General features: G+C 67.6%; 17 protein-coding genes. 7 read left to right on the top strand and 10 right to left on the bottom strand.

The features are described 5' to 3' along the window. Positions 1 to 221 precede the first annotated feature (221 nt). The 4 genes from WT24_RS26715 to WT24_RS26700 all read left to right on the top strand — a co-directional run bounded on the left by WT24_RS26715 (position 222) and on the right by WT24_RS26700 (position 8615). A complete protein-coding gene (locus tag WT24_RS26715; protein ID WP_060036319.1) occupies positions 222 to 1577 on the top strand; it encodes an MdtA/MuxA family multidrug efflux RND transporter periplasmic adaptor subunit in 1356 nt (451 codons plus the stop codon). A 15-nt stretch (positions 1578 to 1592) separates the two neighbouring features. After that, positions 1593 to 4712 (top strand): MdtB/MuxB family multidrug efflux RND transporter permease subunit, encoded by a 3120-nt coding sequence (locus tag WT24_RS26710; protein ID WP_060036318.1) that lies wholly within the window; start codon positions 1593 to 1595, stop codon positions 4710 to 4712. Positions 4713 to 4816: 104 nt separating this feature from the next. Further along, entirely contained in the window at positions 4817 to 8125 is a 3309-nt protein-coding gene (locus WT24_RS26705; protein ID WP_059501834.1) for an efflux RND transporter permease subunit, read from the top strand. Positions 8126 to 8231: 106 nt separating this feature from the next. After that, positions 8232 to 8615 (top strand): VOC family protein, encoded by a 384-nt coding sequence (locus WT24_RS26700; RefSeq protein WP_059501832.1) that lies wholly within the window; start codon positions 8232 to 8234, stop codon positions 8613 to 8615. A gap of 117 nt (positions 8616 to 8732) precedes the next feature. Here the strand turns inward: WT24_RS26700 and WT24_RS26695 are convergent, their stop codons facing one another. After that, positions 8733 to 10223, bottom strand: coding sequence for an NYN domain-containing protein (locus tag WT24_RS26695; protein ID WP_060036317.1), 1491 nt, complete (start codon positions 10221 to 10223; stop codon positions 8733 to 8735). Positions 10224 to 10483: 260 nt separating this feature from the next. On the opposite strand from WT24_RS26695, the gene WT24_RS26690 reads away from it, so the two are divergent. Further along, on the top strand, positions 10484 to 11113 hold the full coding sequence (locus tag WT24_RS26690) for an SDR family oxidoreductase (protein WP_034206834.1): 630 nt from the start codon (positions 10484 to 10486) through the stop codon (positions 11111 to 11113). Positions 11114 to 11198: 85 nt separating this feature from the next. On the opposite strand, the gene WT24_RS26685 is transcribed toward WT24_RS26690, so the two are convergent. Further along, entirely contained in the window at positions 11199 to 11747 is a 549-nt protein-coding gene (locus WT24_RS26685; protein ID WP_059791418.1) for a peroxiredoxin, read from the bottom strand. 278 nt (positions 11748 to 12025) lie between these two features. On the opposite strand from WT24_RS26685, the gene cdpA reads away from it, so the two are divergent. After that, a complete protein-coding gene (gene cdpA / locus WT24_RS26680) occupies positions 12026 to 13768 on the top strand; it encodes a cyclic di-GMP phosphodiesterase CdpA (protein WP_218921581.1) in 1743 nt (580 codons plus the stop codon). A 27-nt stretch (positions 13769 to 13795) separates the two neighbouring features. Continuing rightward, positions 13796 to 15325 carry an HDOD domain-containing protein gene (locus WT24_RS26675; protein ID WP_060036315.1) on the top strand — a complete coding sequence of 510 codons (1530 nt, stop codon included), beginning with the start codon at positions 13796 to 13798 and terminating at the stop codon, positions 15323 to 15325. A gap of 87 nt (positions 15326 to 15412) precedes the next feature. Here the strand turns inward: WT24_RS26675 and WT24_RS26670 are convergent, their stop codons facing one another. From WT24_RS26670 to WT24_RS26635, 8 genes are all read right to left on the bottom strand, one after another. After that, on the bottom strand, positions 15413 to 16207 hold the full coding sequence (locus WT24_RS26670) for an ABC transporter substrate-binding protein (protein ID WP_060036314.1): 795 nt from the start codon (positions 16205 to 16207) through the stop codon (positions 15413 to 15415). A 353-nt stretch (positions 16208 to 16560) separates the two neighbouring features. Next, entirely contained in the window at positions 16561 to 17604 is a 1044-nt protein-coding gene (gene astE / locus WT24_RS26665; RefSeq protein ID WP_179949400.1) for a succinylglutamate desuccinylase, read from the bottom strand. Between the two features lie 7 nt (positions 17605 to 17611). Beyond that, on the bottom strand, positions 17612 to 18952 hold the full coding sequence (gene astB, locus WT24_RS26660) for an N-succinylarginine dihydrolase (RefSeq protein ID WP_059501819.1): 1341 nt from the start codon (positions 18950 to 18952) through the stop codon (positions 17612 to 17614). 14 nt (positions 18953 to 18966) lie between these two features. Continuing rightward, the gene (gene astD / locus WT24_RS26655) at positions 18967 to 20430 is read right to left on the bottom strand and encodes a succinylglutamate-semialdehyde dehydrogenase (protein WP_060036312.1); all 1464 of its coding nucleotides are present in this window, start codon (positions 20428 to 20430) and stop codon (positions 18967 to 18969) included. A gap of 7 nt (positions 20431 to 20437) precedes the next feature. Further along, positions 20438 to 21469, bottom strand: a complete 1032-nt coding sequence (gene astA, locus WT24_RS26650) for an arginine N-succinyltransferase (protein WP_059501816.1) — start codon at positions 21467 to 21469, stop codon at positions 20438 to 20440. Next, on the bottom strand, positions 21466 to 22518 hold the full coding sequence (aruF, locus tag WT24_RS26645) for an arginine/ornithine succinyltransferase subunit alpha (RefSeq protein ID WP_059791431.1): 1053 nt from the start codon (positions 22516 to 22518) through the stop codon (positions 21466 to 21468). The genes astA and aruF overlap by 4 nt, the downstream gene beginning before the upstream one ends. A 30-nt stretch (positions 22519 to 22548) precedes the next feature. Further along, positions 22549 to 23781, bottom strand: coding sequence for an aspartate aminotransferase family protein (locus WT24_RS26640; protein ID WP_059501812.1), 1233 nt, complete (start codon positions 23779 to 23781; stop codon positions 22549 to 22551). Positions 23782 to 24719: 938 nt separating this feature from the next. Beyond that, positions 24720 to 25274 (bottom strand): IS256 family transposase (locus WT24_RS26635; protein ID WP_156441729.1); only part of this gene is annotated, 555 nt, incomplete at its 5' end.

Here is a 25274-nt window from a genome sequence, read left to right as displayed (position 1 = left end):
TGTAACGACCGTAACCCGTTGAAAGATAGACCGCTGGACTGTAACGGGGACGGCACGTAGGATCATGCCCATCGTCGCACCGCATTCGCGGTGTGCACCGCTCTTTTCCCGCGCGGATCGGCGGGGCCCCGGACCGAGCCGGGCCGCCCCGCCGCGTCGCCCCACGCGCAGCCGAGCAGCCCGATTTCCGGGCCGCCGCGCCGTCTTCCTGACAGAACACGATGGATAACGAACAAAAGCCCACGCCCCCTTCGAAAGACCCCGCACCCACCGTCGCACGCCGCCCGCGCCGCACGCTGCTGCTCGGGACCGTCGCGGTCGTCGTCATCGGCGGCCTGTTGTGGTGGCACCCGTGGAACCGCACGCCGGCGGCAGGCAACACCGCGAAAGGCGCGGGCGCCAGCGCCGCTGCGGGCAGCCATCGCGGCCGCGGCGGCCCTGCTGCGATGGCGAACGTGCCGCAGCCGGTGCAGGTCGCCACCGCGACGCAGGGCGAGATGCCGATCGTGTTGTCCGCGCTCGGCACCGTCACGCCGCTCGCGAACGTGACGGTGAAGACGCAACTGTCGGGCTACCTGCAGTCGGTGTCGTTCCAGGAAGGCCAGATCGTCAGGAAGGGCGACGTGCTCGCGCAGATCGATCCGCGCCCGTACCAGGTCGCGCTCGAGAACGCCGAAGGCACGCATGCCCGCGACGCGGCGCTGCTCGCGACGGCCCGCCTCGACCTGAAGCGCTACCAGACGCTGCTGTCGCAGGACTCGATCGCGTCGCAAACCGTCGATACGCAGGCGTCGCTCGTCAAGCAGTACGAAGGCGCGGTGAAAACCGACCAGGCCGCGATCGATTCCGCGAAACTCAATCTCACGTATGCGCGCATCACGGCGCCCGTCTCCGGTCGCGTCGGCCTGCGCCAGGTCGACCCGGGCAACTACGTGACGCCGGGCGACACCAACGGTATCGTCGTGATCACGCAGTTGCAGCCGATGAGCGTGATCTTCACGACGTCGGAAGACAATCTGCCGCAGATTCTCAAGCAGGTGAACGCGGGCCGGAAGCTGTCGGTCACCGCCTACAACCGCAACAACACGGTGCCGCTCGAGACGGGCTCGCTCGCGACGCTCGACAACCAGATCGACACGAGCACCGGCACGGTCAAGCTGCGCGCGAACTTCGATAACAAGGAAGGCATGCTGTTCCCGAATCAGTTCGTGAACACGCGGCTGCTCGTCGACGTGATACGCAACGCGACGATCGTGCCGACCTCCGCCGTGCTGACGGGCTCGATCGGCCAGTTCGTCTACGTCGTGAAACCCGACAACACGGTGACCGTGCGCAAGGTCACGGTCGGCCCGGTCGACGGCGAACGCACGAGCATCGTCAGCGGCGTCGCGCTCGGCGAGCGCGTGGTGACCGACGGCTCGGATCGCCTGCGCGAAGGCGCGAAGATCTCGATTCCGGCCGACAAGCCGAAAGGCGCGTCGGGCGCGCACGGCGCAGGTGCGGCATCGGGCGCCGGCGGTCATCGCGGCGGACACCGGCACGGCGCGTCGCAGGCAGCGGCCCCCGCGGCCCAGTAACGCGCGGGCCGCTCGATGAATCCATCCCGCCTCTTCATTCTCCGGCCGGTCGGCACCGCTCTCCTGATGGCGGCGATCATGCTGGCCGGTCTCGTCGCGCTGCGGTTCCTGCCGCTCGCCGCGCTGCCCGAGGTCGACTACCCGACGATCCAGGTTCAGACCTTCTATCCGGGCGCGAGCCCGGAAGTGATGACGTCGTCGGTCACCGCGCCGCTCGAACGCCAGTTCGGACAGATGCCGTCGCTGAACCAGATGTCGTCGCAAAGCTCGGCCGGTGCATCGGTGATCACGCTGCAGTTCTCGCTCGACCTGCCGCTCGACATCGCCGAACAAGAAGTGCAGGCCGCGATCAACGCGGCCGGCAACCTGCTGCCGTCCGATCTGCCGGCCCCGCCGATCTACGCGAAGGTGAACCCGGCCGATGCGCCGGTGCTGACGCTCGCCGTCAAGTCGAAGACGCTGCCGCTCACGCAGGTGCAGGACCTGGCCGACACGCGCCTCGCGATGAAGATCTCGCAGATCGCCGGCGTCGGCCTCGTCAGCCTGTCGGGCGGCAACCGGCCGGCCGTGCGGATCCAGGCGAACCCGACCGCGCTCGCGAAGTACGGGATGAACCTCGACGACCTGCGCACGACGATCTCGAACCTGAACGTCAACACGCCGAAGGGCAACTTCGACGGCCCGACGCGCGCGTACACGATCAACGCGAACGACCAGTTGACGAGCGCCGACCAGTACAACAGCGCGGTCGTCGCGTACAAGAACGGCCGCCCGGTGATGTTGACCGACGTCGCGACGGTCGTCGCCGGCTCGGAGAACACCAAGCTCGGCGCGTGGGTGAATTCGGACCCCGCGATCATCCTGAACGTGCAGCGCCAGCCGGGCGCGAACGTGATCGCGACCGTCGACGCGATCAAGGCGCAGTTGCCGAAGCTGCAGGAGACGCTGCCGGCCGCGCTCGACGTCGAGATCGTCACCGATCGCACGACGATGATCCGCGCGGCCGTGCGCGACGTGCAGTTCGAGCTGCTGCTCGCGGTCGCGCTCGTCGTGCTGGTGATGTATCTGTTCCTCGCGAACGTCTACGCGACGATCATCCCGAGCCTGTCGGTGCCGCTGTCGCTGATCGGCACGCTCGCGGTGATGTACATGGCCGGCTTCTCGCTGAACAACCTGTCGCTGATGGCGCTCACCATCGCGACCGGCTTCGTCGTCGACGATGCGATCGTGATGATCGAGAACATCGCGCGCTACGTCGAGGAAGGCGAATCGGGGCTCGAGGCCGCGCTGAAGGGCTCGCGGCAGATCGGCTTCACGATCATCTCGCTGACGGTCTCGCTGATCGCGGTGCTGATCCCGCTGCTGTTCATGGGTGACGTGGTCGGGCGCCTCTTCCACGAATTCGCGATCACGCTCGCGGTGACGATCGTGATCTCGGCGATCGTGTCGCTCACGCTCGTGCCGATGATGTGCGCGAAGCTGCTGCGCCATTCGCCGCCGCCGGAGAGCCATCGCTTCGAGGCGCGCGTGCACCGCGCGATCGACTGGGTGATCGCGCGCTACGCGGTGGCGCTCGAATGGGTGCTGAACCGGCAGCGCTCGACGCTCGTCGTCGCACTGCTGACGCTCGGGCTGACCGCCCTGCTCTATGTCTACGTGCCGAAGGGCTTCTTCCCCGCGCAGGACACCGGCGTGATCCAGGCGATCACGCAGGCGCCGCAGTCGATCTCGTACGGCGCGATGGCCGAACGCCAGCAGGCGCTCGCGGCCGAGATCCTGAAGGATCCGAACGTCGACAGCCTCACGTCGTTCATCGGCGTCGACGGCAGCAACATCACGCTGAACAGCGGCCGGATGCTGATCAACCTGAAGGCACGCGACGAACGCAACGAAACCGCCGCGCAGATCATCCGCGACCTGCAGCAGCGCGTGTCGAACATCACCGGCATTTCGCTGTTCATGCAGCCGGTGCAGGATCTGACGATCGACTCGACGGTCAGCCCCACGCAGTACCAGTTCATGCTGACGAGCCCGAACGCCGACGAATTCGCGACCTGGGTGCCGAAACTCGTCGCGCGGCTGCAGCAGGAGCCGTCGCTCGCCGACGTCGCGACCGACCTGCAGAGCAACGGGCAGTCGGTGTACATCGAGATCGACCGCGCGAGCGCCGCGCGCTTCGGCATCACGCCGGCGACCGTCGACAACGCGCTGTACGACGCGTTCGGCCAGCGCATCGTGTCGACGATCTTCACGCAATCGAACCAGTACCGCGTGATTCTCGAGTCGGAGCCGAAGGAGCAGCACTACGCGCAATCGCTGAACGACATCTACCTGCCGTCGGCCGGCGGCGGCCAGGTGCCGCTGTCGTCGATCGCGTCGTTCCACGAGCGGCCGTCGCCGCTGCTGGTCGCGCACCTGTCGCAGTTCCCGTCGACGACGATCTCGTTCAACCTCGCGCCAGGCGCGTCGCTCGGCGAAGCGGTCAAGGCGATCGAGGCCGCCGAGAAGGACATCGGCCTGCCCGGCTCATTCCAGACGCGCTTCCAGGGCGCGGCGCTCGCGTTCCAGGCGTCGCTGTCGAACCAGCTGTTCCTGATCCTCGCGGCGGTCGTCACGATGTACATCGTGCTCGGCGTGCTGTACGAGAGCTACATCCATCCGATCACGATCCTGTCGACGCTGCCGTCGGCCGGCGTCGGCGCGCTGCTCGCGCTGATGATCACCGGGCACGACCTCGACATCATCGGGATCATCGGCATCGTGCTGCTGATCGGCATCGTGAAGAAGAACGCGATCATGATGATCGACTTCGCGCTCGAGGCTGAACGCGTCGAAGGCAAGCCGCCGCGCGAGGCGATCTACCAGGCGTGCCTGCTGCGGTTCCGGCCGATCCTGATGACGACGCTCGCCGCGCTGCTCGGCGCGGTGCCGCTGATCGTCGGCTCGGGCGCGGGCTCCGAGCTGCGCCAGCCGCTCGGGATCGCGATCGCCGGCGGCTTGATCGTGTCGCAGGTGCTGACGCTGTTCACGACGCCGGTGATCTACCTCGGCTTCGACTCGCTCGCGCGCCGCGTGCGCGGCTGGTTCGAACGCCACGGGCCGGGCGCCGATGCAGGCAAGCACACGGGTGCGTAAATGAAACAACCCCCACGCTCACTTCGTTCGCGTGGGGGGGCGCAGCCCCCCCATCTCCCGAAAACGCATCCGTCGGAACACGCGGCGGCCCAGCGAGTGCCGACATGAACCTGTCGCGCCCCTTCATCAACCGCCCCGTCGCGACGACGCTGCTCGCGCTCGGCGTCGCGCTCGCGGGCCTGTTCGCGTTCATCAAGCTGCCGGTGTCGCCGCTGCCGCAGGTCGACTTCCCGACGATCTCGGTGCAGGCGTCGCTGCCGGGCGCGAGCCCGGAAACGGTCGCGACCAGCGTGACGAGCCCGCTCGAACGGCACCTCGGATCGATCGCGGACGTCTCCGAAATGACGTCGACGAGCACGGTCGGCAACGCACGGATCATCCTGCAGTTCGGCCTGAACCGCGACATCGACGGCGCCGCGCGCGACGTGCAGGCCGCGATCAACGCGGCGCGCGCCGACCTGCCCGCCGCGCTGAAGAGCAATCCGACCTACCGCAAGGTCAACCCGGCCGATTCGCCGATCATGGTCGTGTCGCTGACGTCGGAGACGGCGTCGCCGGCGAAGGTGTACGACGCGGCGTCGACGGTGCTGCAGCAGTCGCTGTCGCAGATCGACGGGATCGGCCAGGTCACCGTGAGCGGCTCCGCGAACCCGGCCGTGCGCGTCGAGCTCGAACCGCAATCGCTGTTCCACTACGGGATCGGCCTCGAGGACGTGCGCGCGGCGCTGGCTTCCGCGAACGCCAACGCGCCGAAGGGCGCGATCGAGTTCGGCCCGCAGCGCTTCCAGCTCTATACGAACGACCAGGCGTCCCAGGCGTCGCAATACCGCGACCTCGTCGTCGCGTACCGCAACGGCTCGGCCGTGCGGCTGTCCGATCTGTCCGACGTCGTCGATTCGGTCGAGGACCTGCGCAACCTCGGCCTGTCGAACGGCAAGCGCGCGGTGCTCGTGATCCTCTACCGTTCGCCCGGCGCGAACATCATCGAGACGCTCGATCGCGTGCGCGCGGCGCTGCCGCAGCTCACCGCGTCGCTGCCGGCCGACATCACGGTCACGCCGGTGCTCGACCGCTCGACCACCATCCGCGCGTCGCTGAAGGACACCGAACACACGCTGCTGATCGCGATCAGCCTCGTCGTGATGGTCGTGTTCCTGTTCCTGCGCAACTGGCGCGCGACGCTGATCCCGAGCGTCGCGGTGCCGATCTCGATCGTCGGCACGTTCGGCGCGATGTACCTGCTCGGCTTTTCCATCGACAACCTGTCGCTGATGGCGCTGATCGTCGCAACCGGCTTCGTCGTCGACGACGCGATCGTCGTGCTCGAGAACATCGCGCGGCACATCGAGAACGGCAAGTCGCGGATGCAGGCGGCGCTCGACGGCGCGCGCGAAGTCGGCTTCACGGTGCTGTCGATGAGCATCTCGCTCGTCGCGGTATTCCTGCCGATCCTGCTGATGGGCGGGATCGTCGGGCGGCTGTTCCGCGAGTTCGCGCTGACGCTGTCGCTCGCGATCGCCGTGTCGCTCGCGGTGTCGCTCACGGTCACGCCGATGATGTGCGCGCGCCTGCTGCCCGACAAGCACGACCCGCGCGACGAGGGCCGCTTCGGGCGCTTCCTCGAACGCGGCTTCGCGCGCATGCAGCGCGGCTACGAGCGCTCGCTGTCGTGGGCGCTGCGCCGGCCGCTGCTGATCCTGCTGACGCTGTTCGCGACGATCGGGCTGAACGTCTACCTGTACGTCGTCGTGCCGAAGGGCTTCTTCCCGCAGCAGGACACCGGGTTGATGATCGGCGGCATTCGGGCCGACCAGTCGACGTCGTTCCAGGCGATGAAGCTGAAGTTCTCCGAGATGATGCGGATCGTGCAGGCCAACCCGAACGTGAAGAGCGTCGCGGGCTTCACCGGCGGCACGCAGACCAACTCCGGCTTCATGTTCGTCACGCTGAAGGACCGCACCGAGCGCAAGCTGTCGGCCGACCAGGTGATCCAGCAACTGCGCCCGCGGCTGGCGGACGTGGCAGGCGCGAGCACGTTCCTGCAGGCCGCGCAGGACATTCGCGTGGGCGGCCGGCAGAGCAACGCGCAGTACCAGTTCACGCTGCTCGGCGATTCGAGCGCCGACCTGTACAAGTGGGGGCCGATCCTGACCGAGGCGCTGCAGAAGCGCCCCGAGCTGACCGACGTGAACTCCGACCAGCAGCAAGGCGGCATGGAGGCCATGGTGACGATCGACCGCGCGACGGCCGCACGGTTCGGCATCAAGCCTGCACAGATCGACAACACACTGTACGACGCGTTCGGCCAGCGCCAGGTCTCGACGATCTACAACCCGCTGAACCAGTACCACGTCGTGATGGAAGTCGCGCCGAAGTACTGGCAGAGCCCGGAGATGCTGAACCAGGTGTGGATCAGCACGTCGGGCGGCAGCGCGAATGGCTCGCAGACCACCAACGCGGCCGCCGGCACCTTCGTCGCGACCTCGGCCGGCACGTCGAGCGCGGGCACGGCCACGCAGAGCGCCGCGGCGATCGCATCCGATTCCGCGCGCAATCAGGCGCTCAACGCGATCGCGGCGAGCGGCAAGTCGAGCGCGTCGTCGGGCGCGTCGGTGTCGACGTCGAAGTCGACGATGATCCCGCTGTCGGCGATCGCGACGTTCGGGCCGAGCACGACGCCGCTGTCGGTCAACCACCAGGGGCTGTTCGTCGCGACCACGATCTCGTTCAACCTGCCGCCGGGCGTGTCGCTGTCGCAGGCGACCCAGGTGATCTATCAGACGATGGCGCAGATCGGCGTGCCGCCGACGATCGTCGGCAGCTTCCAGGGCACCGCGCAGGCGTTCCAGCAATCGATGAACGATCAGCCGATCCTGATCCTCGCGGCACTCCTGGCCGTCTACATCGTGCTCGGGATCCTGTACGAGAGCTACATCCACCCGATCACGATCCTGTCGACGCTGCCGTCGGCCGGCGTCGGCGCGCTGCTCGCGCTGCTGCTGTTCAAGACCGAGTTCAGCATCATCGCGCTGATCGGTGTGATCCTGCTGATCGGCATCGTGAAGAAGAACGCGATCATGATGGTCGACTTCGCGATCGACCAGACGCGCAACAACCGGAAGTCGTCGTTCGATGCGATCCACGAGGCGTGCCTGCTGCGCTTCCGGCCGATCATGATGACGACGATGGCGGCGCTGCTCGGCGCGCTGCCGCTCGCGTTCGGCAGCGGCGACGGCGCCGAGCTGCGCGCGCCGCTCGGGATCGCGATCGCCGGCGGCCTGATCGTGTCGCAGGTGCTGACGCTCTATACGACGCCGGTCGTCTACCTGTACATGGACCGGCTGCGCGTGTGGGCCGAGAAGCGCCGCAACCGCCGCGGCAATACCGGCGGGCCGGCGGTCGCCGGCGAGTGATGGAAAGCGGCCGCCGCCCAGGCGGGCGCTTTCCGCGCTTGAACACGGGCAGCAATCAGCTATCGTGTGTGCATGCCCACGGCCGCGCCCTTCCCGGGAACCCGCCATGAACGTCCAGCTCAACCACACGATCGTCTGGTGCCGCGACAAGCGCGCATCGAGCCGCTTCCTCACCGACCTGCTGGAACTGCCGCCGCCGACGCCGTTTGGCGCGATGCTGGTCGTCGCGCTCGACAATGGCGTGTCGCTCGATTTTTACGAACAGGCGGGGGAAATCCGGTCGCAGCATTACGCGTTCCTGATCGACGAAGCCGGCTTCGATCGCGTGCTCGCACGCATCCGCGAACGCGGGTTGCCGCACTGGGCCGATCCGGCGAAGCGGCAAGCCGATGACATCTACCGCCACAACGGCGGACGCGGCGTGTACTTCGACGATCCGGACGGTCACTTCCTCGAAGTGATGACGCAGCCGTACGTGCTGAACGGCTAGCGCGGCAGGCCGGCGTGGCGCCGGCCCGGACAGCGCGGCGCGGGTGTCGCCCGGTTGCGGACGAAACCCGGCCGATCGCGCGACTGCCGCCGGCCGCCGTTACCCCGCCGTTACCCGTTACTCGGCGGCAGCCGTCGTCTTGCGCGGCCGACGCGCACGCGGCGCCGCCTTGCGGGCCGGCTCCTTCGGCTTGGCGGCGGCCGGTGCTTCGGCAGTCCCTTCGGGCGGCGCTTCGGCCGGCGCCACGTCGTGCGACGGTTGCGCGGCCTCGTCCCGGGCGCCGGAAGCGCGAGACGCCGGCTCGGCGGGCGCCGCCACCGCGTGCCCCTCGTCATGCGCCGCGTCGCGATGCGGTTCGTCCGCATGCTGGCCGTGCGCGTGCGCATCGCCACCCTGCGTCGCGTCGCCCTGCGCGGCGGCGTCCGGCTTGCCGGCCGCGTGGCGACCGGCGCCCTTCGCGGCCGCGCCCTTCTTCGCGCCGGTCTTCTTTGCCGCGCTCTTGCGCGCACGCTTGCGGCCATCCTTCGCGTCACCCTGAGCGTCGGCCACCTCGGCCACGTCGGACGTGTCGCGCGTTTCGGCCGGCGCCGCGTCGGCGACCTCGGCAAGCGCCGCGTCTTCCGTGTCGACCTGCACGCTTTCGTGAATGACCGCTTCCGCCCGCTCCTCGCGCCGGCGCGCCCCGCGACCGGCCGGCGCCGGCTCCGCCGCGCGCGTGCCGCGCTGGGCGCCGTGGTACGCCGCGCCGCCCTCACCGCCTGCCGCGACGGGCTCGGCTGCAGCCGACTGGCGAGCCCGCGACACGAACGCACCCGATTTGTCGTCGCGCCCCACTTCGAGCAGGCCGCGCGCCTGCGCCTCGTCGAGCAGGTTGCCGAACGCGCGGAATCCGTAGTACGACTCGTTGAAGTCCGGCTTGCGGCGCTTGATCGCGCTCTTGAGCACCGACGCCCAGATCTTGCCGACGTCGTCGCGCTCCGACGCGAGCGCGTCGAACGTCTCGACCGCCAGCGCGATCGCCTCGGCCTTGCGCGCGTCCATGTCGTGCTTGCGCGACGGCTCGTCGGGTCGCTTCGCGCCGCCGTTGCTCGCGCGCTGCTGCTGTTCGCGCTTCGCGAGCGCACGCTGCTGCTCGCGCACCAGATCGTCGTAGAAGATGAATTCGTCGCAGTTCGCGACCAGCAGATCCGACGTCGATTTCTTCACGCCGACGCCGATCACCTTCTTCGCGTTCTCGCGCAGCTTCGACACGAGCGGCGAAAAATCCGAATCGCCGCTGATGATCACGAACGTATCGACGTGCGACTTCGTGTAGCAGAGATCGAGCGCGTCCACGACGAGCCGGATGTCGGCCGAATTCTTGCCCGACTGGCGCACGTGCGGAATCTCGATCAGCTCGAAGCTGGCTTCGTGCATCGACGCCTTGAAACCCTTGTAGCGATCCCAGTCGCAATAGGCTTTCTTCACGACGATGCTGCCTTTCAGCAGCAGCCGCTCCAGCACGGGCTTGATGTCGAATTTCTCGTACTTCGCGTCGCGCACGCCGAGCGCGACGTTCTCGAAGTCGCAGAATACGGCCATGCTCACGTTGTCCAGGGGTAATGCCATGTGTACTCCAACCGGTGGGCCGACGCGTTATTCACACGTAGCGGCGAAAAATGCATCGCGCACATGATAGCCGGTCGGCGCGTCATTCCCGCATCCGTGTGAACGAACGCCGCCACCCGTGGGGGTATGCGCTCGCCGGTACGCCCGCGCGGTATGCCCCTTATTACGCGCCCGCCGCCGGGCCGATTCGACATTACACTTGAGTTATCGGTCGTCCGTCCCTATCTGGGTGGATGACGCATCGAGCAAGGAGCGGTTTCATGACGACGAAGGTACTGCTGATTGGCGCGACCGGCCGGACGGGCCGGGCCTGCGCGGATCTGCTGCTCGAGCAGCCGGAGTTCGAGCTCACGGCGCTCGTGCGCCGGCACGGCTATGCGCTGCCGGGCGCGCGGGTCGTCGAGGCCGATCTGACGAACGATTTCTCGCACGCGTTCCAGGGCATCACGCACGTGATCTACGCGGCAGGCTCGGCCGAATCGGAGGGCGCGACCGAAGAGGAACAGGTCGACCGCGACGCGGTCGCCCGCGCGGCCGAGTACGCGCTCGCCTACAACGCGCAGAAGCTCGTGGTGGTCAGCTCGCTGTCCGCATACCGGCCCGAGCAGGGGCCGGACGCGCTGCACCACTATTCGCAGATGAAGCGCGAAGGCGACGATCGCGTGATCGCGTCGGGCGTCGATTACGTGATCCTGCGCCCGGGCCCGCTCACGGACGACCCGGGCGTCGGCAAGATCGCGCTGACCGACACGTGGCTCGAGCCCGCGCCGCCCGTCTCGCGCCAGGACGTGGCATGGGCCGCGATCGAGGCGATCAAGCTCGGCATCTCGCGCAAGGTCGTCGGCTTCGTCGGCGGCAGCGTGCCGATCGAACAGGCCTTGCGCGCGTAACGGCCCGTTGCGCGCCGCCGGCAGGCGGCGCATGCCCGTGCCCGCGGCCCGCACGACGGGCCGTTTTCACGCGCGGGGCAGCCGCTTACTGCTTCGGATGCGCGTCGGCCCACGCCTTCACGGCGGCGAGCGTGTTCTCGACGTGCTTGTCGGGCGACAGGCTCGTGTATTCGTAGAGAATCTTCCCTTCCGGCGAAATCACGTAGGACACGCGGTTCGCGCGGTCGAGCGCCGGCAGCTTCGCGTCGTATTCGCGGATGATCTTCGCATCCGGATCGGCCGCCACAGGGAACTTGCTCCGGCACTCGCTCACCGAGAACTTCGTCAGCGTGTCGATGTTGTCGGCCGATACGCCGATCACCGTCGCGCCGTAAGCCTTGTAACGGTCGACCGCGTCCGCGAACGCATGCGCCTCGATCGTGCAGCCCTTCGTGAACGCCGCCGGATAGAAATACAGCACGACCGGCCCCTGCTTCAGTGCGTCCGCGAGCGAGTACGTGTAAGTCTTGCCGCCCAGCGACGCCTGCGTCGTGAAATCGGGCGCCGCCGCGCCCGGCTTCAGTTCCGCCTGCGCCAGCAGCGCATGGCCGGCCACCAGCGCCGCCACGGCGCCCAGCAACAGTTTTCGCTTCATCTGCGTCCTCATTTCTTATAAAGTCAGCCCGATGTAGGCCACGTGAGCGTTCGCCTGCCGAACACCCGTGTCGATGATCCGGATCCGCGGCAGCGCCGCCCGCGGCCGGCCCGTTAAAGATTCCGCACAGTCTGCCGTTATTCCTTCCGGACAACCGGTTCCAGCCCTTCACGTCAGCGAGAAACATGGAAGCCAACAGGAAACAGACGTCACGCAAGGGCTCCTGGCGCAGCGCCTTGCATACGCTGCGCCGCTTCGCCCGGTCGGGCGGCGCGCTGATGCCCGCGCGCGCCGTCGCGCCGCGCCGCGACGATTCCGTGCGCAACTGGCTGGAACAGACGGTCGGCACGGTGGATTTCCTCGCCCATGTGGACCGCGAACTGCGCTTTCTGTATGTGTCCGACGCCAGCCTGCGCTTCATCGGCTACCACCGCGACTACCTGCATACGCTGACGCTGCGCGACCTGATCGCCGAACAGGATACCCCGGCGCTCGAAGGGCTGCTCGCCCGCGCCGCACGTTCCGGCCAGGTCGAGAAGGCGACGATGTGCATCGTCAAGTCGCTCACCTACCCGCTGGACGTCGAGGTTCGCGCGTTCAAGAGCCGCCACCACGGCGTCGACGGCTTCGCGATCGCGGCCTTCGACGTATCGTCGTGGCGCGCGCTCGAGGCACGCCTGACGTACGAAATGCACCACGACCCGATGACGGGGCTCGACAACCTGTCCGCGCTCGTGCCGGCGCTGATGCGCGCGCAACAGACCGCCGACGAGGACGGCACCTGCGCGGCGCTGCTGCTGCTCGACCTCGACGACTACCAGCGGATCAACCGCGCGCTCGGCTACGACGCGGGCGACATGCTGCTGCGCGAGACCGCGCAGCGGCTGCAGGCGCTCGTCACGCCGAACGAGCGGCTCGCACGCGTCGCGAGCGACAAGTTCGCGGTCGTGCTGAGCGCACCGGACCGCACGCAGGCGAGCCAGACCGCCGATGCGCTCGCGCGCCGGCTGCAGGCCGCGGTGCGCGAGCCCTACGTGTACCAGGGGCAAACCGTGCACCTGTCCGCGAGCATCGGCATCGCGCTCTACCCCGACGAACGTGCCGCGCCGCATCGGGCGCAGCACCACAGCCCGCTGCTGCGCCGCGCCGACCACGCGCTCGCGCAGGCAAAGGCATCGGGCGGCAACGCGCTCGCGTTCCATGCACCCGTCGACGACCCGGCCGACGCCGAACGGCTCAAGCTCGAAGCCGACCTGTACGACGGCGTGCGCAACGGCGAGTTTTCGCTGCATTTCCAGCCGATCACGCGCAGCCAGTCGGGCGCGGTGGTCGGCGTCGAGGCGCTGATCCGCTGGCGCCATCCGGTGCACGGCCTCGTGCCGCCGGCCACCTTCATCCCGCTCGCCGAATCGATTGGCCTGATCAACTACCTCGGCAACTGGGTGCTCAAGGCCGCGTGCATGCAGCTCGTCGCGTGGGACGGCCAGGGGCTCGCGCTGCAATACGTGGCGGTCAACGTGTCGCCGCAGCAGTTCCGCGACCCGCGCTTCACGCAAAGCGTGCGCGAGGCGATCGCGCTGACCGGCATCGACCCGCGCCGTATCGTGCTCGAAATCACCGAGAGCCTGCTGATGCACGATCCCGCGCACGCGAAAATGCTGCTCGAGGAGCTGACCGGCCTCGGCATCCGCTTTGCGATCGACGATTTCGGCACCGGCTATTCGAGCCTCACCTATCTGCAGCGCTTCCCGCTCGCGAAGCTGAAGATCGATCGCAGTTTCGTCGAGAACCTGCTGACGTCGCGCAACGACCGCGCGATCGTGTCGGCGGTGGTCGGCCTCGCGCAAACACTGGATCTCGAGCTCGTCGCCGAAGGCGTCGAGACCGAGGCGCAGCGCGAGCTGCTGACGGAGATGGGCTGCAATCACATCCAGGGCTGGCTCGTCTGCCAGGCGCTGCCGTCCGAGGAGCTCGCGCGGCGCTTCGAGGCGCAGCAGCTGCACCTGCACGCCGCCGCCTGACGCGCGCGGCGAACCGAACAGATCCGTATGTCAATCACCGAACACCTGCCCCGCACCGCGTTGCTCGACAAGCTGTGGGCCCGGATGAACGAGCGGGGCGATTTCCCGCTGCTGTCGGAATCGCTGCGCGCGACGATGGCCGCGATGAAGAACGACGACCTCGACTTCACCGCGCTCGTGCGCGTCGTGCTGTCGGACTTCGCACTCACGCAGAAAGTGCTGCGCCTCGCGAACTCCGCGATGTACATGGCGTTCGGCGGCAACATTACCACCGTGACCCGCGCGCTGATGGTGCTCGGCATGGACGCCGTCGGCCATCTCGTCGTCGGGCTCAAGCTCGTCGACCATTTCCATCAGAGCACGCCGCGGCGCATCGACGCGAAGCTGGAGCTGAACCGCGCGCTGCTGTCCGGCTGCGTCGCGCGCAAGCTCACCGAGCGCGTCGAACTGCGCGCGGGCGAGGAAGCCGTCGTCTGCACGCTGATGCGCCAGGTCGGCAAGCTGCTGGTGGTCTGCTATCTCGACAGCGAATGGGACCGCATCCGCCGCCGCGCGGCCGAGCTGAACGGCGACGAATCGGCCGCCTGCGCCGACGTGCTCGGCGTCGGCTTCGACGAGATCGGCCTCGAGGCGGCCGCGCGGTGGCGGCTGCCCGACGTGATCCGCGCGGGGATGGCCAACGACGACGGCCACGCGACCTGTGCCGACGCATTCGACGATGACGGCGTGGGCGGCTGTTGCCCGGCGGTCGCCGCCGACGACGGCCCGGCCGATCGCGGCCCGGCCGACCGTATCCACTGGCTGCGCGCGGTGAGCCGCTGCTCGACCGACGTCGCAAGTGCGCTCGCGCTGCCGGCCGGCCCGCAGCGCGACGCGCGCGTCGCGGCGCTCGCGCTGCACTGCAGCCCGGCACTCGGCATGGAACCCGCAGCGCTCGTCGACATCGCCGAGCGCCTCGCGCGCGAGGAAGCGAGCGACACCGTGATGCGCGAGATCGTCGAGCTGCGCGCGAACGCCGATGCGATCGCGCGCGCGCAGGCCGAGCCCGAGGCATGCCTCGAAGCCGGCCTCGCGGACCTGCGCGCGCTGCCGTCCGAGCACGTGCTGACGCCGGTGCTCGCGCTCGCGTCGGAAAGCCTGCTGGCCGGCCTCGCCTTCACGCGCACCGTGATGTTCGTGCGTCACGACGACGGCACGTTCGCCGCGCGTCTGGGCTTCGGCCCCGGCGTCGATACGGCGCTCGACCGGCTGCGCTTCGACGAGCGCTTCGAGCCGGACGTGTTTCATCTCGCGATCTCGAACTCGGTCGGGATCTTCATCGAGCAGGCGCAGGAGCCGAAGATGATGAAGCGCCTGCCCGCGTGGTATCTCGACGTGTTCGACGACACGCGCGCGTTCGTGCTGCTGCCCGTGCGCGTCGGCGCAACGAGCGTCGCGCTGCTGTACGGCGACTGGGCCGGCGGGCAGCCCGCGCGCAAGATCTCGCAGCAGGAGATGGCCGTGCTCAACGAACTCGCGCGCGAGCTCGGGCGGTTCTTTCCCGCGCCGCCCGGCTGACGCTCGGCCCCGCCGTTTGCGCTCCACCAAAGCAAACCGGCCGCATCGGCGGCCGGTTTTTTACCATCGTGCGATCGAACGAAACGCTTACTTGAGCGTGACGGGTACGCTGAAGTACTTCTTCGCGAGGTTGTCGATCGTGCCGTCGGCCTTCAACTCCTTCAGCGCCTGATCGAGCGCGATCTTCAGCGCCGCGTCGTTCTTGCGCAGGCCGAAGCCGACGCCCGAGCCGAGAATCTCGGTGTCGCTGACCGTGCCGCCCGCGAACGCGAAGCCCTGGCCTTGCGGCTTCGTCAGGAAGCCCTTCGAGCCGGCTTCCGAATCCTGGAAGGTCGCATCGAGACGGCCCGACTTCAGGTCGGCATACGCCAGATCCTGCGTCTGGTACGGCACGACTTCAACGCCGGCCGGCGCCCACTTCTTCTTCGCGTACGCTTCCTGGATCGTGCCCTGCAGCACGCCGACGCGCTTGCCCTTCAGCGATTGCGGGGTCGGCAGCAGGCCGCTGCCCTGCTTCGCGATCAGCTGGTTCGGAATCGTGTAGATCGGGTCGGTGAACGCGATCGCGTGCTTGCGCTGGTCGGTGATCGTCATGTCCGAATTGATCGCGTCGAACTTGCGCGCCTGCAGCGCCGGGATCAGGCCGTCGAAGTCGTTCTCGACCCACACGCACTTCGTCTTCAGCTTCGCGCACACCGCGTTGCCGATATCGATGTCGAAGCCGGTCAGCTTGCCGTCGGGCGTCTTGTATTCGAACGGTGCGTACGAGGCCTCGACGCCGAACCGGATCTCCTTCAGATCCGCGGCAAACGCGCTGCCTGCCGCCACCGCCGATGCCGCCACCACCGCATGCGCGGCCACTTTACGCCAATCCAACTTCATCAGGTGTTCTCCTCGATACTCGAATGTTCCGGAACGACGGGCGCATGCATCATCGCAGGGTCGGATGACACCGGCAATGTCGACGCCGCGTCGTGATGCGGCGCAACAGCCGCAAGGCCGCGATTGTACCAATCCGCGCGGCCCCATATGGCAAAGCGGCCACCGATACGCGATGCTGCGCTGCGTGCGCGGCGGCCGCCACGCGACCTGTCGAACTTGCAAGACGGTGTCGCAAATATGCAAGCGCGGCCCGCTCACCGTGTGCGCGGCGTACGGGCGTCGTCGCAAAAATGAATGGACCGCAGAACGATGCGCGGGCCGCGAGCGCCGCGGTCCGCCCGATGGCGCATCGATCAGACGAGCGCGGCCAGCGTGTCGCGCGTCGTATCGACGACGAGCAGGCCCGCGCGCAACCCCGGCTTCACGGTCGGGTTCGGGAACACGATGCGTTCCTCGTCGTGCTGCACCGTATAGCGATAGTCGCCGTCCTGCGCGAGCACGGTGCCGCGCGGGAACGCGGTGAAATTCGCGACGTCGGCCGCGACGAACAGCTTGAGCGCGTCGCTCTGCTTCGTGATCTGATCGATCACAGTGAAAACGCGCGGCAGCGACGGATGGCCGCCCCCGGCATCGCCATCCGTCGGCCCCCCCGACACGAGCTTGCGCACCGCGCGATCGGCCGGCGCGAAGCGCGTCAGGTCGTTCTGGCCGAACGGCCGCACCTTGCCGAGTTCCAGCGTGCACGCAAGCGCGCCGCAATGCTCGGCCGTGAAATGCGAATACGTATTGCCTTTCGCCGTATGCAGCAGCACGGCCGCGATGCGGGCGTCGCCGAGCCATTCGACCATTGTGCGCGTGGGCGGCGTGCCCGTGTACGGCAGCAGCGCGAATTGCTCGAACACCGAGGCGCGAATCGCCGTGTGCATGTCGATGTGCCAGCGTGCGCCGGCCGCCGGCGCCGCCGCGAAGAATGCGGACGCCGCCGCTTCGAGTTGCGCGGCGCGCGGCGCTTCGCGGCTCGCGGGCGCCTGTGCGTGACGACCGCTGAACAGCCGGTTCAGGTCGTCGTCGAAATAGCGTTCGCCCGCGCGCATCGCCGGCACGTTGCCGAGCACGACGAGCAGCCGGCACGCGAGCGGCAGCGCGCCCGACGCCAGATCGCGCACCAGCATCGACAGCAACTCGATCGGCGCGGTCTCGTCGCCGTGCACGCCGGCCGACACGAGCACGCTCGCGCGCGCCGCGGCGTCGGCCGCTGCCGGTTCGAGCGCGAGCAGCCCGTCGCCGAGCCATCGCCAGCGCACCGCGCCGCCCGCGCAGGCGCCGTCCTTGACGGCCGGCGCATCACCGGCCAGCGTGAACGCGAGAAAATCGTCTAGCAGCGCGACGGCCGGCATCCGTGCCTCAGCGCTGGAAGTCATACAGCGAGCCGACGCGCAGGATCTGCGTGAGCTCGTCGAGCGCCGTGCGCGACTCGTCGAGCAGCGCCGGATCCGCGAGGTCTTCCGGTGCGAGGCGATCGCGATAGTGCTTGTCGATCCACGCGTCGAGCGACGCGAACAGCGTATCGTTGATCCACACGTTCGACGTGACGGCCGCGCGCTCTGCCTCGGTCAGCACGACGCGCAGGCGCAGGCACGCGGGGCCGCCGCCGTTCTTCATGCTTTCGCGCAGGTCGAACACGAGCACGTCGCGAATCGGGCCGTTGCCGGCCGCGAGCTGGTCGAGATAGGCGGCGACCCTCGCGTTCTCGCGGCATTCCTGCGGCACGACGAGCACCTGCGACCCATCCGCGCGCGACAGCAGTTGGCTGTTGAACAGATACGACGTCACCGCGTCGTTGACGCTCACGGCCGCGTCCGGCACCTCGATTACGTTCAGGCGCGCACCGCGTGCGTCGAGCGCGGCGGTCAACGTGTCGTAGATCGCCTGCTTGTTGACGAACGCGCGCTCGTGCGTGAACAGCGTATCGCGGTTGCCGACCGAGATCACGTCGTTGTGGAACACGCCCGCATCGATCACGTCCGGATCCTGCTGCGCGTAGACCGTCGCTTCCTCGGCGAGCCCGTGACGATGCGCGACCGCGCGGCTCGCCTCGAAGGTCTGGCGCGCCGGGAAGCGCTTCGGCTCCGGGCCGCGGCGGTATTCGGCACGGCCGTACACGAAGAACTCGATACCCGGCTTGCCGTATTCGGCGCAGAAGCGCGTGTGGTTCGCCGCGCCTTCGTCGCCGAGCGCCGGCGTGCCCGTCAGCGCTTCATGCACCGCGAAGTGCGCGGGGTCCGCGAACAGCGTCGACAGCGTGCGGCGCGTCGCTTCGTGTTCGATCGCTCGATGCAGCTTGCTGCACAGGTTCGCCGGCGTGAAGTGCACGCGGCCGTCGCTCGTATCCGCCGACGGGCTGACGGTGGCCGCGTTCGCGGTCCACATCGCCGACGCCGAACTCGCCGCGGCGAGCAGCTCGGGCGCCTGTTTCGCGGCCTTCGCGATCACGTCGGCGTCCTTGCCCGAGAAGCCGAGCTCGCGCAGCAGGCGCAGCGACGGCCGCTCCTGCGGCGGCAGCACGCCTTGCGCGAAGCCGAGATCCGCGAGCTGCTTCATCTTGCGCAGCCCTTGCTTCGCGGCGGCCTTCGGGTTCGCGGCCGACTTCTCGTTGTTCAGCGACGCCACGTTGCCGAACGACAGCCCGGCGTAGTTGTGGGTCGGGCCGACGAGCCCGTCGAAATTGGCTTCTTGTGCGTTCATCGTCGTTCCCTCGATCAGAAATGCAGGCCCGGCGACAGGCTCGCGGGCAAAGTCAGTTGCGTGCTTTCCACCGACGCCATCGGATACGCGCAATAGTCGGCCGCGTAGTACGCGCTCGGGCGATGGTTGCCCGAGCGGCCCGTGCCGCCGAACGGCGCGGCGGACGACGCACCGTTGGTCGGCCGGTTCCAGTTGACGATCCCGGCGCGGATCGTGCGGCGGAAGTGCTCCCACACCTTCGCGTCGTCGGCCAGCAGGCCTGCCGACAGGCCGAACGCCGTGTCGTTCGCGCGCTCGAGCGCGTCGTCGAACGTCGCATAGCGGACGATCTGCGCGAGCGGGCCGAAATGTTCTTCGTCGGGCAGGTTCGCGACGCCCGTCACGTCGACGATCGCCGCGTTCACGAAGCCGAGGCGCGGATCGCGCTGCGTCATCGCGACGATCGGCTTCGCGCCCTGCTCGATCAGGCGCGACTGCGCGTCGACCAGCTTCGCGGCCGCGCGCGCCGAGATCACCGCGCCCATGAACGGCTGCGGATCGGCGTCGAACACGTCGGCGGTGATCTTCGACGTGACGTCGGCAAAGCGCGCGAGGAAGCGGTCGCCGAACGCGCCCTGCGGCACGAAGATGCGGCGCGCGCACGTGCAGCGCTGGCCGGCCGACAGGAACGCCGACTGGATCGTGTGATGCACGGCCGCGTCGATGTCCTCGACTTCGCCGATCACGAGCGGGTTGTTCCCGCCCATCTCGAGCGCGAGCACGATTTCCGGACGGCCGCCGAACTGCTTGTGCAGCAGCGTGCCGGTATCCGAGCTGCCGGTGAAGAACAGCCCGTCGATCTGCCGATGGTTCGCGAGCGCGATGCCGGTGTCCTTCTCGCCCTGCACGAGGTTCAGCACGCCAGCGGGCAGCCCGGCTTCCTTCCATACCTCGACCGTTGCGCGCGCAACGCCTGGCGCGAGTTCGGACGGCTTGAACACGACCGTGTTGCCGGCAATCAGCGCCGGCACGATATGACCGTTCGGCAAGTGGCCGGGGAAGTTGTACGGGCCGAACACCGCGACGACGCCGTGCGGCCGGTGACGCAGCACCGCGACGCCGTCGGCCATGTCCTGGCGCTTCTCGCCGGTGCGTTCCTGGTAGGCCTGGATCGAGATGCCGACCTTCGCGGCCATCGCCGCGACTTCGGTGCGTGCTTCCCACAGCGGCTTGCCCGTTTCGCGGCCGATCGCGGTCGCGATCGCTTCCTTGCGTTCGGCAAGCAAGGCGGCGAAGCGCTTGACGATCTCGCAGCGTGCTTCGAAGTCGAGCGCCGACCAGCCGGCGAACGCGCGGCGCGCGCTCGCGACCGCACGGTCGACGTCGGCGGCCGACGCGCTTGCGCCCTGCCATGCGATCTCGTCGGTACCGGGGTTGCGCGAAGCGAAGACGGGGCCCGAGCCTGCGACCCAGGCGCCGTCGATGAAGAGTTCCGTCATGATTCGTTTATCCCTGTTTGACTTTGAGCGGCAGCACGCGGACCGGATCGCCGGCCTTCACGTCGAGCGCGACGGCATCGTCGGCCGACAGCACGAACGAGCCGTTCGCGACCACGCCTGGCGCGACGCCGACGCGGAAATCCCCGAGCGACGTGTTCGACACGAGCGACTTCGGCGCGTCGTCACGCGCATCGGGCACGCCGATCGCGACCGGCACGACGACGCTCTCGCGCACCGTGCGCAGGTCGTTGACGTGGCATTCGAGCACGGGGCCCGCATCGAAGATGTCGACGTGGTTCTGGTAACGCAGCCCTTCCGCTTCGAGCATCTTGCGGGCCGGCAGCGTGTCGCGGTGCGTGAGGCCGACCGCGTCCTGCGCGTCCTGCGGCAGCAGGTCGACGTACACCGGGTAGCGCGGCATCAGTTCCGCGAGGAACGACTTGCGGCCGTGCGAGCTGAGGTAGTCGGCCGCGTTGAAATCGATCTGGTAGAAGTGCGAACCGACCGCGCGCCAGAACGGCGACGTGCCGTCCTCGTCGAAGTGGCCGCGCAGTTCCGCGCAGATGCGTTCCGGAAAGCGGTCGCGGAACTGCGCGATGAACATGAAGCGCGAGCGCGACAGCAGACCGCCGACGCCGCCCGTGCGATAGCGCGGGCTCAGGAACAGCGAGCAGACTTCCGCGTAGCCCGTCAGGTCGTGCGAGATGTTCAGCGCGGACATCCGCGTCCACACGCCGAGCTCCTGGCTCGCGTGCACGACCGTGCTCACGCGATAGTTGTAGAACGGTTGCTCGAGGCCGACCTGCGTTTCGATTCCGCACACGCCTGCGATGTCGCCCGTCTTCGAGTCTTCCATCACGAAGAAGTAGCCGGCTTCACCCGGTGCGGCCCGGCCTTCGAGCGTGCGGCGCGAGCGCTCGATGCGCGCGGCGAGCGCGTCGCGGTCGGGCTTGAACGTGGTCAGGCCCGGCCCGGTTTCCTGCGCGAGCGACACGAGCGCGTCGACGTCGCCCGTTTGTACGACCCGAACGACGATCATGCTGCGTCTCCCGTCAAATCTTCATCGCTGCGGCGATGCAGCGGCACGCAGCGCACCACATCGCCTTCCTTCACATCGAGCGCCGCGCGCACGTCGCCGGCCAGCGGCGCATCGTGCGCGTCGCCCGGCAGGTCTGCCAGCACGCAGCGGAACGATTCGCCGCTGCCCGTCGACACCATGTACGCGACGTCGCCCTGCTGATGCGCGGCCTCGCGCACGACGCGCTCCGAGCCGTGCTTCACGCACGCGGTGCGGTCGACCTGCGCGGTCAGCACCGGGCCGGCGTCGAAGATGTCGACGAAGCGATCGGGCTCGAAACCTTCCTCGAGATGGATGTCGTACGCGAGCAACGCCGTTTCGTTCGGCTCGCCGAGCACGCGCTGCGCGGCTTCCGGCAGCAGCGGCACGTAGAGCGGATAGGCCGGCATCACTTCCGCGATGAACGTGCGGCTGCGGCCGCCCGACGCGATATCGACGTCGGTGAAGTCGCGGCCGAAGAACTTGCGGCCCACCGCTTCCCAGAACGGCGACGCGCCCGTGGCGTCGCTCACGCCGAGCAGCAGCGTGAAGACTTCCGGCGTGAAGCGGCGACGGTTAGCGGCGATATACATCATCCGGGCGCGCGAGATCAGATGCGCGGCCGCGTCGCCGCGCAGCGACGGATCGACGTAAAAGCCCGCGAGCCGGCTCTTGCCGGTCAGCTCGTGCGACATCGTGAGCGCGTGGATCTTGCGATTCACGTGCAGCTCGCGCGACGCGTGGATCAGTGCGTCGTTGCGGAACGCGTAGAACGGTTCCGAGTAGCCGGCCGCGGCCACGATGCTCGCCGTGCCGAGCAGCTTGCCGGTCGACGAATCCTCGAGCACGAAGAGATAGAACTCCTCGCCGGCGAAGTCGACGTCCGCGCGAAACGAATCCTCGGAGAGCGCCACACGCGCTTCGAGCGCCGCGCGGTCGTGCGGCAGCGAGTGCAGGACCGGCTGCGCGGTGCGCGCCATGTGCGCGAGCGCATCGAGATCCGTGAGTTTGCCGGGGCGAACAAATAGCATCGTCGTTCCTGTCTGCGATGGGCGCGCCGATCAGCGCGCGGTGGCTTCCTGTGCGGCGAGCACTTGTTCGACTGCCTTCTCGAAGCGCTTCATGCCTTCGTCGAGCAGGTCGAACGGGATCACCAGCGACGGGACGAAGCGCAGCACGTTCGGCCCGGCGATCAGCATGATCAGGCCGTTCTCGGCGGCGGCGGTGACGAAGTCCTTCGCGCGGCCGTCGAATGCGGCGGTGAGTTCCGCGCCGACCAGCAGGCCCTTGCCGCGGACGTCCTTGAAGATGCCGAAACGCGCGTTGATGCGTTCGAGCGCGCCCTTCAGGCGCACGCTGCGTTCGCGCACGCCTTCGAGCAGGGCCGGATCGCCGATCAGTTCGACAACCTTGTCCGCGATCGCCGACGCGAGCGGGTTGCCGCCGTACGTCGTGCCGTGCACGCCGACCTTGAAGTGCGCGGCCAGTTCGTTCGTCGTCAGCATCGCGCCGATCGGGAAGCCGTTGCCGAGCGCTTTCGCGGTCGTGAGGATGTCCGGCGTGACGCCCGTGTCCATGTAAGCGTAGAACTGGCCCGTACGGCCCACGCCCGTTTGCACTTCGTCGAAGATCAGCAGTGCGTCGTTGGCGTCGCATGCTTCGCGCAGCGCCTTCAGGAACGCCGGATCGGCCGGGATCACGCCGCCCTCGCCCTGCACCGGCTCGACGATCACGGCACAGGTTTTCGGGCCGATCGCGGCCTTCGCGGCTTCGATGTCGTTGAACGGCAGGTGCTTGATGCCTTCCGGCACGGGGCCGAAGCCTTCCGAGTATTTCGGTTGGCCGCCGACGCTGACCGTGAAGAACGTGCGGCCATGGAACGACTGGACGAACGACACGATTTCGAATTTGTCGGCGCCGTGGCGATCGAATGCGACGCGGCGCGCGAGCTTCAGCGCGGCTTCGTTCGCTTCCGCGCCCGAGTTCGCGAAGAATGCGCGATCGGCGAAGGTCAGCGATTCGAGGCGCTTCGCGAGGCGCAGCACGGGCTCGTTCGTGTAGCCGTTGCCGATGTGCCAGAGCTTGCGGCTTTGCTCGTCGAGCACCTTCAGCAGTTCCGGGTGGCCGTGGCCCAGCGACGTCACCGCGATGCCGCACGCGAAATCGATGTATTCACGGCCGGCCGTGTCCCACACGCGGGAGCCCTCTGCGCGATCCGGCACGAACGGGGCGGGGGAAAATACCGGCACCATCACTTCGTCGAATGTCTGGCGGGTCACGGTCGAGGTCGTCATGGTCGTTCCTTTCGGTTTCGTAAGAGGGTTCAACAGGATCAAGTTTAGGTAAGGGTGACGCAAGCGTCTTGCGGAATTGCGACGGGTTCTATCGGAAGGTTTTGGTTTTTTTCCCCTCTCGGGAAGGGGCAGCTGCCGTTTGGCGGTATTTTGGGGCTTTTGCCGGTTGGCGGGTTGCTTGCGGTTTTCGTGAAATGCCCGTGATCGTGTCGGTCCATTAGCGTCGCCCCTGCGCGGGGCGGCGGTCACTTTTCTTTGTCTTGCCAAAGAAAAGTAACCAAAAGAAAGGCGCTCGAAATCGCATGACTTCCCGGTGCCATGGCCAGCAGAGTGGTCCGCACAAAAGTGTCCGCGCCAGTCAGAACAACGGAGTGGTTCGAGCAATGGTTCTGACACCTCTCACTACCCAACAGAGCGGTATACCCTCCGCTAGCTCCGTCCTCGCTTCGCTCGGCCGACAGGTCCATCCCCACCATGCCGACATTGCCCGTCCTCAGCAGGGACCCACTGTATTTTCGATACGCAGGAAAGCCTTGCGAGAAAATGGGGGCCGCAAACACGTGCTATCGGAGACACCGATAGTCAAATGACCTGGTCATATAAATGCCGAGAGCGGGAAGAGTGCCGGCACTGACAGTTCGTGGAGAAGCGCGAACGCAACCGCACGCCCTGAAGTACCTTGCAGCCGAGCGTAGCGAGGATGGAGCTAGCGGAGGGTATACCGCTCTGTTGGGTAGTGAGAGGTGTCAGAACCATTGCTCGAACCACTCCGTTGTTCTGACTGGCGCGGACACTTTTGTGCGGACCACTCTGCTGGCCATGGCACCGGGAAGTCATGCGATTTCGAGCGCCTTTCTTTTGGTTACTTTTCTTTGGCAAGACAAAGAAAAGTGACCGCGGGGGTGTCAGGATTTCCGTGTTCAAGGCAGGTTGAGTAATTACACGGAAGGCCGAACGAATCGATCTGCGTAAAGGATAGCGAACTGGTTCATGGCCGTCTTCCAGTCATGCGCGGCACTTCCCCAATTCGCGGTGATGTTGCGCAAGGCCAGCCAGATGAGTTTGGTCGCGGCCTCGTCGCTCGGGAAGTGGCCACGGGTCTTGATGATCTTGCGCAGCTGCGAGTTGATATTTTCAATCGCGTTCGTCGTGTAGATGATCTTGCGCACACCCGGAGGGAACGCAAAGAACGGGATCACGCGATCCCAGGCGTTGCGCCACGCGCTACTGACAGTCGGGAATTTCTGGCCCCACGGCCCATCCGCAAACGCATCGAGTTCGGCCTGAGCGGCTTCCGCGCTGGGCGCGGCGTAGATCGGTTTGATCGCCGCGGCCAGTCCCCGGCGGTCTTTCCAACTGGCGTAATCGAGGCTGTTGCGGATGAGGTGGACGATGCAGGTCTGCAGCGTGGTGGCGGGGAATACGGCGGCCAGCGCTTCGGGCATGCCCTTGAGCCCGTCAGTGACGGCAATCAGGATGTCGTGAACGCCGCG

Source organism: Burkholderia sp. MSMB1078WGS (assembly GCF_001528895.1).
Lineage (GTDB): Bacteria > Pseudomonadota > Gammaproteobacteria > Burkholderiales > Burkholderiaceae > Burkholderia.
This window is presented reverse-complemented; position numbering and strand designations above follow the sequence as displayed.

Excerpts from the sequence above, each read along its gene's own strand:
- cdpA (WP_218921581.1), top strand. The coding sequence starts at position 12,026 with ATGCCCGCGCGCGCCGTCGCGCCGCGCCGCGACGATTCCGTGCGCAAC.
- WT24_RS26675 (WP_060036315.1), top strand. The coding sequence starts at position 13,796 with ATGTCAATCACCGAACACCTGCCCCGCACCGCGTTGCTCGACAAGCTG.
- WT24_RS26710 (WP_060036318.1), top strand. The coding sequence starts at position 1,593 with ATGAATCCATCCCGCCTCTTCATTCTCCGGCCGGTCGGCACCGCTCTC.
- WT24_RS26695 (WP_060036317.1), bottom strand. The coding sequence starts at position 10,223 with ATGGCATTACCCCTGGACAACGTGAGCATGGCCGTATTCTGCGACTTC.
- WT24_RS26640 (WP_059501812.1), bottom strand. The coding sequence starts at position 23,781 with ATGACGACCTCGACCGTGACCCGCCAGACATTCGACGAAGTGATGGTG.
- WT24_RS26705 (WP_059501834.1), top strand. The coding sequence starts at position 4,817 with ATGAACCTGTCGCGCCCCTTCATCAACCGCCCCGTCGCGACGACGCTG.
- aruF (WP_059791431.1), bottom strand. The coding sequence starts at position 22,518 with ATGCTATTTGTTCGCCCCGGCAAACTCACGGATCTCGATGCGCTCGCG.
- astD (WP_060036312.1), bottom strand. The coding sequence starts at position 20,430 with ATGACGGAACTCTTCATCGACGGCGCCTGGGTCGCAGGCTCGGGCCCC.
- astE (WP_179949400.1), bottom strand. The coding sequence starts at position 17,604 with ATGCCGGCCGTCGCGCTGCTAGACGATTTTCTCGCGTTCACGCTGGCC.
- WT24_RS26715 (WP_060036319.1), top strand. The coding sequence starts at position 222 with ATGGATAACGAACAAAAGCCCACGCCCCCTTCGAAAGACCCCGCACCC.
- WT24_RS26670 (WP_060036314.1), bottom strand. The coding sequence starts at position 16,207 with ATGAAGTTGGATTGGCGTAAAGTGGCCGCGCATGCGGTGGTGGCGGCA.
- astA (WP_059501816.1), bottom strand. The coding sequence starts at position 21,469 with ATGATCGTCGTTCGGGTCGTACAAACGGGCGACGTCGACGCGCTCGTG.
- astB (WP_059501819.1), bottom strand. The coding sequence starts at position 18,952 with ATGAACGCACAAGAAGCCAATTTCGACGGGCTCGTCGGCCCGACCCAC.
- WT24_RS26700 (WP_059501832.1), top strand. The coding sequence starts at position 8,232 with ATGAACGTCCAGCTCAACCACACGATCGTCTGGTGCCGCGACAAGCGC.
- WT24_RS26685 (WP_059791418.1), bottom strand. The coding sequence starts at position 11,747 with ATGAAGCGAAAACTGTTGCTGGGCGCCGTGGCGGCGCTGGTGGCCGGC.
- WT24_RS26690 (WP_034206834.1), top strand. The coding sequence starts at position 10,484 with ATGACGACGAAGGTACTGCTGATTGGCGCGACCGGCCGGACGGGCCGG.